This window comes from Actinoallomurus acaciae (assembly GCF_042429965.1).
Taxonomy (GTDB): Bacteria; Actinomycetota; Actinomycetes; order Streptosporangiales; family Streptosporangiaceae; genus Actinoallomurus; species Actinoallomurus acaciae.
Window position 1 is genome coordinate 1 of record NZ_JBHLZP010000338.1, and the last position, 349, is coordinate 349.

The 349-nt window shown below is 77.1% G+C and carries 1 protein-coding gene; it reads right to left on the reverse strand.

Annotated elements, in window-relative coordinates:
* Positions 1-349 (reverse strand): DUF2520 domain-containing protein (locus ACFFNX_RS33260; protein ID WP_378209833.1); only part of this gene is annotated, 349 nt, incomplete at both ends.

Here is a 349-nt window from a genome sequence, read left to right on the forward strand (position 1 = left end):
GCGGGCGACCGGCCCGGTCAGGCCGCGGACGCCGAGCCGCAGGGCGTTGTCGAGGGCGGCGCCGAGCAGCGGGCCGAGCATGCGGCTCGGGTTCTCCACGCCGGCGCGGCCGAGCAGGTCCATCGACTCGACGACGAGCGTGACCAGGTGGTTGGCGCCGCCGGCCAGCGCCGCGTGGTAGAGCGTGCGCCGGTCCTCGGGGATCCACACCGGCTCGCCGCCCATCTCGACCACGAGCGCCTCGGCGACGGGCCGCAGCGGCTCGGGCGCGGTGACGCCGAAGGAGATCCCGGCGAGGCGGTCGACGTCGTCGGGCCGCCCGGTGAACGTCATCACCGGGTGCAGCGCG